The 6,453-nt window shown below is 71.7% G+C and carries 6 protein-coding genes; 3 read left to right on the forward strand and 3 right to left on the reverse strand.

The features are described from left to right. The first annotated feature begins 7 nt into the window (after positions 1–7). The 3 genes from ACWDX9_RS35240 (at position 8) to ACWDX9_RS35250 (ending at position 3,896) form a co-directional block, all read left to right on the forward strand. Positions 8–2,020, forward strand: coding sequence for a beta-galactosidase (locus tag ACWDX9_RS35240; protein WP_449961720.1), 2,013 nt, complete (start codon positions 8–10; stop codon positions 2,018–2,020). Positions 2,021–2,340: 320 nt separating this feature from the next. After that, a complete protein-coding gene (locus tag ACWDX9_RS35245; protein ID WP_449961723.1) occupies positions 2,341–2,892 on the forward strand; it encodes a hypothetical protein in 552 nt (183 codons plus the stop codon). 125 nt (positions 2,893–3,017) lie between these two features. Continuing rightward, the gene (locus ACWDX9_RS35250; protein ID WP_449961726.1) at positions 3,018–3,896 is read left to right on the forward strand and encodes a hypothetical protein; all 879 of its coding nucleotides are present in this window, start codon (positions 3,018–3,020) and stop codon (positions 3,894–3,896) included. A 432-nt stretch (positions 3,897–4,328) separates the two neighbouring features. Here the strand turns inward: ACWDX9_RS35250 and rraA are convergent, their stop codons facing one another. From rraA to ACWDX9_RS35265, 3 genes are all read right to left on the reverse strand, one after another. Next, positions 4,329–4,799, reverse strand: a complete 471-nt coding sequence (gene rraA / locus ACWDX9_RS35255; protein ID WP_355202547.1) for a ribonuclease E activity regulator RraA — start codon at positions 4,797–4,799, stop codon at positions 4,329–4,331. Between the two features lie 12 nt (positions 4,800–4,811). Continuing rightward, positions 4,812–5,969: an MFS transporter gene (locus tag ACWDX9_RS35260; RefSeq protein WP_449961729.1), complete on the reverse strand. Its 1,158-nt coding sequence runs from the start codon at positions 5,967–5,969 to the stop codon at positions 4,812–4,814. Next, positions 5,962–6,453: GntR family transcriptional regulator (locus ACWDX9_RS35265; protein WP_449961731.1), on the reverse strand; the 492-nt coding region annotated here is incomplete at its 5' end. The genes ACWDX9_RS35265 and ACWDX9_RS35260, both read right to left, overlap by 8 nt.

The raw sequence follows: 6,453 nt of genomic DNA on the forward strand, positions 1-6,453 counted from the left end.
GTCTCGCTTGGATGCTTTCAGGAACCGCATCGGGGGCTTCGCCTACGGCGGCGACTACAACCCGGAGCAATGGGACCCCGCCGTCTGGCGGGAGGACGTCCGGCTCATGCGTGAGGCCGGCGTCAACATCGTCTCCCTCGGCGTCTTCGCGTGGGCGTCCCTGGAGCCGGAGCCGGGCAAGTACGAGTTCGGCTGGCTGGACGAGATCATGGACCTCCTCCACGAGAACGGCATCAGCGTCAACCTGGCCACCCCGACGGCGGCCCCGCCCGTCTGGCTCACCCACCTGCACCCCGAGGTGTTCCCGGTGATGGCCGACGGCGAGCGGTTCGGGTTCGGCAACCGGCTGCACTACGACCCGTCGTCACCCGTCTACCGTGAGTACGCGGCGAACATCACCACCAAGCTCGCCGAGCGCTACTCCTTCCACCCGGCGCTGGCGATGTGGCACATCTCCAACGAGTACGGGCCCACGGCGTACAACGAGGCCGCCTCGGTCAACTTCCGCCGCTGGCTGCAGCGCCGCTACGGCGACCTGGAGACCCTGAACGAGGCGTGGTACACCCGCTTCTGGAGCCAGCACTACACCGACTGGGACCAGGTCGAGGTGCCGCACATCCCGCGCACCTGGATGAACCCCGCCCGCCGGCTCGACTTCAAGCGCTTCACCTCCGACGCGCTCCTCGAGTGCTACATCGCCGAACGGGACATCGTCCGCTCCTTCCGCGACGACATCCCGGTCCTGACGAACTTCATGCGCTTCTTCAAGCACGCCGACTACTGGAAGTGGGCGCCCGAGGAGGACGCGGTCGCGCTCGACATCTACCCCAACCCCGCCGACGCCGACTCGCACGTGTCGGCGGCCTTCCAGTACGACCTGTTCCGCTCGCTCAAGGGCGGTCAGCCGTGGCTGCTCATGGAGCAGGCGGCCAGCGCGGTCAGCCAGTGGCAGCTCAACATCGTCAAGGAGCCCGGCCGGATGCGGCTCGGCTCGCTGCAGGCGGTGTCGCGGGCGGCGGACTCGGTGATGTTCTTCCAGTGGCGGGCCAGTCGCGGCGGGCAGGAGCGCTTCCACTCGGCGATGCTGCCGCACTCCGGGCCGGACTCGCGCACGTTCAGGGAGATCGTGGACCTGGGACGGGAGATGAAGCTGCTCGCTCCCGTGGCGGGGACGACCTCGCGGGCCGAGATCGCGATCCTGTTCGACTGGGACGGCTGGTGGGGGCTGGAGGAGACCGCGGGGCTGCCGCGCCAGGACCTCAGCTACCCGGACACGGTCATGCGGCACTACACGCCGCTGTGGTCGAACAACCACCCGGTGGACGTCGTGTCCGCGTCGTCGTCGCTGGAGGGGTACAAGGTGCTGGTGGTGCCGAACGCGTACCTGATCGGCGACGAGGGTGTGCGGCGGATCACCGAGTTCGCCGAGAACGGCGGGACGGTCGTCATGTCGTTCTTCTCCGGCGTGGTCGACGAGTCCAACCGGGTGCGGCCCGACGGCTACCCGGGCGCGTTCCGGCAGCTCATCGGGGCCAAGGTGGACGAGTACTGGCCGGCGCGGCCGCACGAGGTCTTCTCCGTGGAGTTCCCCGACGGGCGGCGGGCGACCTCGACGTGGTGGCGCGACGACCTGCACCTGGAGACCGGCACGGCCCTGGCCACCTACGGTGACGGGCTGCTGGCCGGCCGGGCCGCCGTGGTGGAGAACCGCTTCGGCGCGGGGCGCGTGGTGTACTTCGCGACCCTCCTGGAGCAGTCGGCCTTCGACGCCGAACTGCTCGCGGCCGTGGCGGCGGCGGGTGTCCGGTCGCCGTTCCCGCAGGCGCCCGCCCACGTGGAGTGCGCCGTGCGGGGGGACGAGGAGCACGAGTACGTGTTCCTGCTCAACCACAGCGGCGAGCTGGGCGCGTCCGTCCCGTTCGAGGGGGAGGGGACCGACCTGCTCACCGGGCAGGCGGTGTCGGGTCCGGTCGAGCTGGCCCCGCTGGGGGCGGCGGTGATCCGGCGCGCCCGCTCGTAATCCCGACGTATGCCCCGGCGGTCCCCTGCCCGCCGGGGCTTTTGACTCAAGCCTTTACCCCGAACGTAGATCTATATCCGTTTCATGGGGTTATGTTTGCCTTTGTCCGTTTCGATGGGTAGTTTGGTAGTCGTTACCGGCGAGTGACCTGGGCCTTACCAACGTGGAAGGCACCACTCGTCCGGACTCCCTCGTTGGATTCACGCTCCACGTGCCGCTCTTACGGCGTCATGCCCGGCTACGTGAGTGAAGAGCGTATTGCCCTGTCGCCTCACAAAGGACTGCGCCTACCCATGCCTGCTCGCCTGCACTCTATCGCCATGCTCACCGCCTCCGTGCTGACCGCCATGGCCGTCGGCTCGCCCGCGGCGCACGCTGACGCCGAGGCCGGCAGCACGATCACCCAGACGGCCGTGCTCCAGGGCTCGACCACCGCGTCTTACTTCTGGGACGACTCCTCCGGCCGCGCGGGCGACACCGGTCTGCCCGCCGCCGGCAAGCCCATGCAGAAGGGTCTGGCCGCCAGCCCGAGCTGGCCGCTCATGACCGAGGGTTACGTCATCTACAAGGGCAAGAAGCTCCCGTTCTTCGTCGGTGACCGCGGTCCCGGCAACCCCTCCAACAGCGGTGTGATGCTCGACCTCGACGCCAAGACGTTCGCCGAGCTGACCGGCGGCACGTTCAACCCCGACACCCTCGCCGTGGACGGCGTCGCCGGCGCGGGCCACATCAAGATCGACTACGTCGTGACCAAGTGGGGCGGCGGCGTCGGCAAGAAGAACTTCCCGGTCGCCTACTCCACCGGCGCCTGGGCCGAGAAGGACACCAGCCCGGTCGTCCAGCCGGTCTCGGTGAAGCTCCCCGCGAACTGACCTCGCCTTCCCCCAAAGGGCGCCCCTGACCAGGGGTGCCCTTTTCGCGTGCCGGTATCGTTTGCGGACGATCTACCGCACGTCGAAGGGACCGGATGAGCTCCCGGCCGCTTTACCGCGACCCCATGCACGACGGCGCCACCGACCCCACCCTGATCTGGAACCGGGCCGAGCGCGCCTGGTGGCTCGTCTACACCAGCCGCCGCGCGAGCGCCCCTGACCGGGGGGACGTGAGCTGGGTGCACGGCACCGACCTCGGCGTCGCGTCGTCGGCGGACGGCGGCGCGACCTGGCTCTACCGGGGGACGATCGAGGGTCTCGACACCGAATGGGGGCGGCACACGTACTGGGCGCCGGAGATCGTCGACGACGGCGAGACGTACCACATGTACGTCAGCGTCATCCGCGGCGTCCCCGAGGCGTGGCCGGGGCACGAGCGCCACATCCGCCACTACACCAGCACCGACCTCGTACGGTGGACGTTCCGGTCCACCCTCGGCCTGTCCTCCCCGTACGTGATCGACGCCTGCGTGGCCGCGCTGCCCGGCGGCGGCCACCGGCTCTGGTACAAGGACGAGGCCGACGGCTCGCACACCTGGGCCGCCGACAGCTCCGACCTGCACCACTGGCAGGTCCGCGGACCCGCCGTGACGATCTCCGCGCACGAGGGGGCCAACGTGTTCACGCTCGGGGGCCGCCACTGGATGATCGTCGACGAGTGGCACGGCCAGCGCGTGCTGGTCTCGGACGACCTCGACGTCTGGGAGCCGCGGGGCCTCATCCTCGACCAGCCGGGCACGCGCCCGGACGACGACGGGTTCGGCCACCACGCGGACGTCGTGGTGACGGGGGAGGAGGAGGCGGTGATCTTCTACTTCACCCACCCGGGCGGTGGCCGCCGCTCGTCGGTCCAGGCCGCCCGGCTGCGGGTGCGCGACGGCGAGCTGACCTGCGACCGCGACGAGCTCCTCACCGGCCCCCTCCTGCCCGTCAAGGGCCCCTGACCTGGCCTCACCCGCGGCGCTCCCACCGGTACGACCAGAAGAGCCCCAGCACGGCGACCGCGCACAACGCGACGGTGAGGAGCTTCGAGAGCGCTATGGCCGCCAGGCACAGCGCTCCCATCGAGGTGCCGGCCGCTATGCCGGATCTGCGGTTCGGGGCCTCAGGGTCACGCTCGGGGCGTGGCGGCGGGAGCGGCTCCCACAATTGGCCGCAGCCGGAGCACCGCCATGGCCCGCTGTGGACGCCCGGAGGAACGCACCGGTGCGTCACGGACGTCCCCTGCGGCGGTACCCGAGGGCGAAGTATTCGTCGAGGGCGGCCGCCGTGTCCGCGTCCAAGGTCATGAGGGAAAGGCTCGGTCATGGAAGCTCGCCGGCGCAAGATCTCTCCGCCCGTTCGACCGCCGTTTCACGCGGCCGCCGGCCGAGCGATCAGCGGAGCGTGACGAGGATCCCGTCGTCGTCGCTGAACAGCTCGGCGCCGGGACGGAAGGTGGCGCCGCCGAAGGTGACGGGGACGTCGCGCTCGCCGCCGCCCACCTTGGCGCTCTTGCGGGGGTTGGAGCCGAGGGCCTTGACGCCCAGGTCGAGCTCGCGCAGGGCGGCGACGTCGCGTACCGCGCCGTTGATGACGACACCGGCCCAGCCGTTGGCGACCGCCATGCCGGCGATGACGTCGCCCATGACGGCGGTGTGCAGGGAGCCCCCGCCGTCCACCACCAGGACCCGGCCCTCGCCGGGCTCGGACAGGACGGACTTGAGCAGGACGTTGTCCTCGTGGCACCGGACGGTGACGACGGGGCCGCTGAAGGCGCGCCGGCCGCCGTACTGGCGCAGCTGCAGGTCGCAGGAGTCGAGCTGGTCGCCGCGCTCGTCGTACAGGTCTGCGGTGACAACGGTCATGGTGGAACCTTCCTAGGGATCGACGGGAAGCCGCCGGGCGGCCACGCCGGCCCAGCCGAGGCTGAGCGCGGTGACGAGGAGGACGCCGCCGGCCCCGAGCCCGGCGGCCACGACCCCGGCCGCGCCGGGGATGATCAGCTGGCCGGTACGGTTGCCGACCAGGCGCAGGGACATGGCCCGGCCGCGCATCCCGGCGGGGGCGGACTCGGCCAGCCACGACATGGTCAGCGGCTGCCCCACCCCCAGCCCGAACCCCGCGACCAGCAGCAGCGCGGCCAGCGCCCACAGCGGCATGGACACGGGCGTGAGCAGCATGGCGACCGCCGCCGCGAGGGTGCTGCCGACCAGCAGCCGGCGCCGGCCGGCCAGGCGGGCGAGGTGGCCGAGGAAGAAGCGCGAGGCCATGGAGGCGACGCCGCGTACGGTCAGCAGCAGGCCCACGGCGCTCGCGGTCAGCCCGTGCTCGGTGCCGAGCGCGGGCAGGTACGCCAGCGTGATGTCGACCGCGGACAGCACCACGCAGCTGGTCACCAGGGCGTGCGCGAGGCCGGGCAGGCGCAGCAGCGAGCGCAGGTCCCCGCTCTCGGCCCGGGTCCGGGCGGCCGCGCCGCTCCGCGGGAGCATCGCGGAGAGCGCGAGGAGGAGCACGCCGAGGCCGCAGGACCAGGCGAAGATGCGGCCGGTGTCGGGGATGGAGCCGTCGCCGCCGAGCAGGCTGATCATGAGCGGGCCGGCGGCCTGGCCGAGGGACGCGGCGAAGGTGTAGTGGCCGAAGGCGGTGTCGTGGCGGCCGTGCTCGGTGGTGTTGGCGACCAGGGCCTGCTGGGCGATGACGCTGCCCAGGTGGCCGGTGCCGAGCAGGACCCCCGCCGCGACCAGGCCGGGGACGGTGTGGCCGAACGCGGTGAACGCGATGGCGGAGGCGGTGAGCAGGAGCGCGCCCGCCACGGCCATGCGGCGCTCGCCGTACCGGTCGGCGGCGTGGCCGGCGGGCAGGGCCAGCAGCAGCGGCGCGATGGCGAAGCTGGCGCCGAGCAGGCCGAGCCAGGCCGTGGGCACGTCGAGCTCGATCGCGCGGTACGACATGGTGGGCCGCAGCACGAAGGTGATCACCTGGGTGCCGGTGGAGTGGGCGAGCAGGACCGCGTGCCGATGCCAGGCGTCAGGCATCTACCTCGTCCTGGCCCACGGGGTTCTGGTGCTTGCGCAGCCGCCAGGCGGCCTGGGCGCCGAGGCTGGTGTCGATGTGCTCGCGCATCACGGCGGCGGCCGATTCCACGTCACCCGCGATGACGTACTCCAGCAGGGCCTCGTGCTCGGCGGCCTTGCGGTCGCGGGCGGCCTGGCCGCGTTCGACCTCCAGGGCGAGGCGGCGATAGCGGTCGGCCTTGTCCCACAGACTGTCGAGGGTCTGGATGAGCAGGTCGTTGTGGGAGGCGGAGTAGAGGGCGGCGTGGAATCTGCGGTGCGCGACGAGCTGCTCGTAGGCGGGGTTGCCGGGCAGGGGTTCGAGGCCCTCGTGGGCGGCGCGCATGGCGGCGATGTCGGCCTTGGTACGGCGTTCGGCGGCCAGCGCGACCGCGAGGGGGTCGAGGGAGCGGCGCAGCTCCAGCAGGTCGCGGGCCTCCTCGGCGGCCAGGGGGGCCACGCGGGC

Source organism: Nonomuraea sp. NPDC003201 (assembly GCF_053590415.1).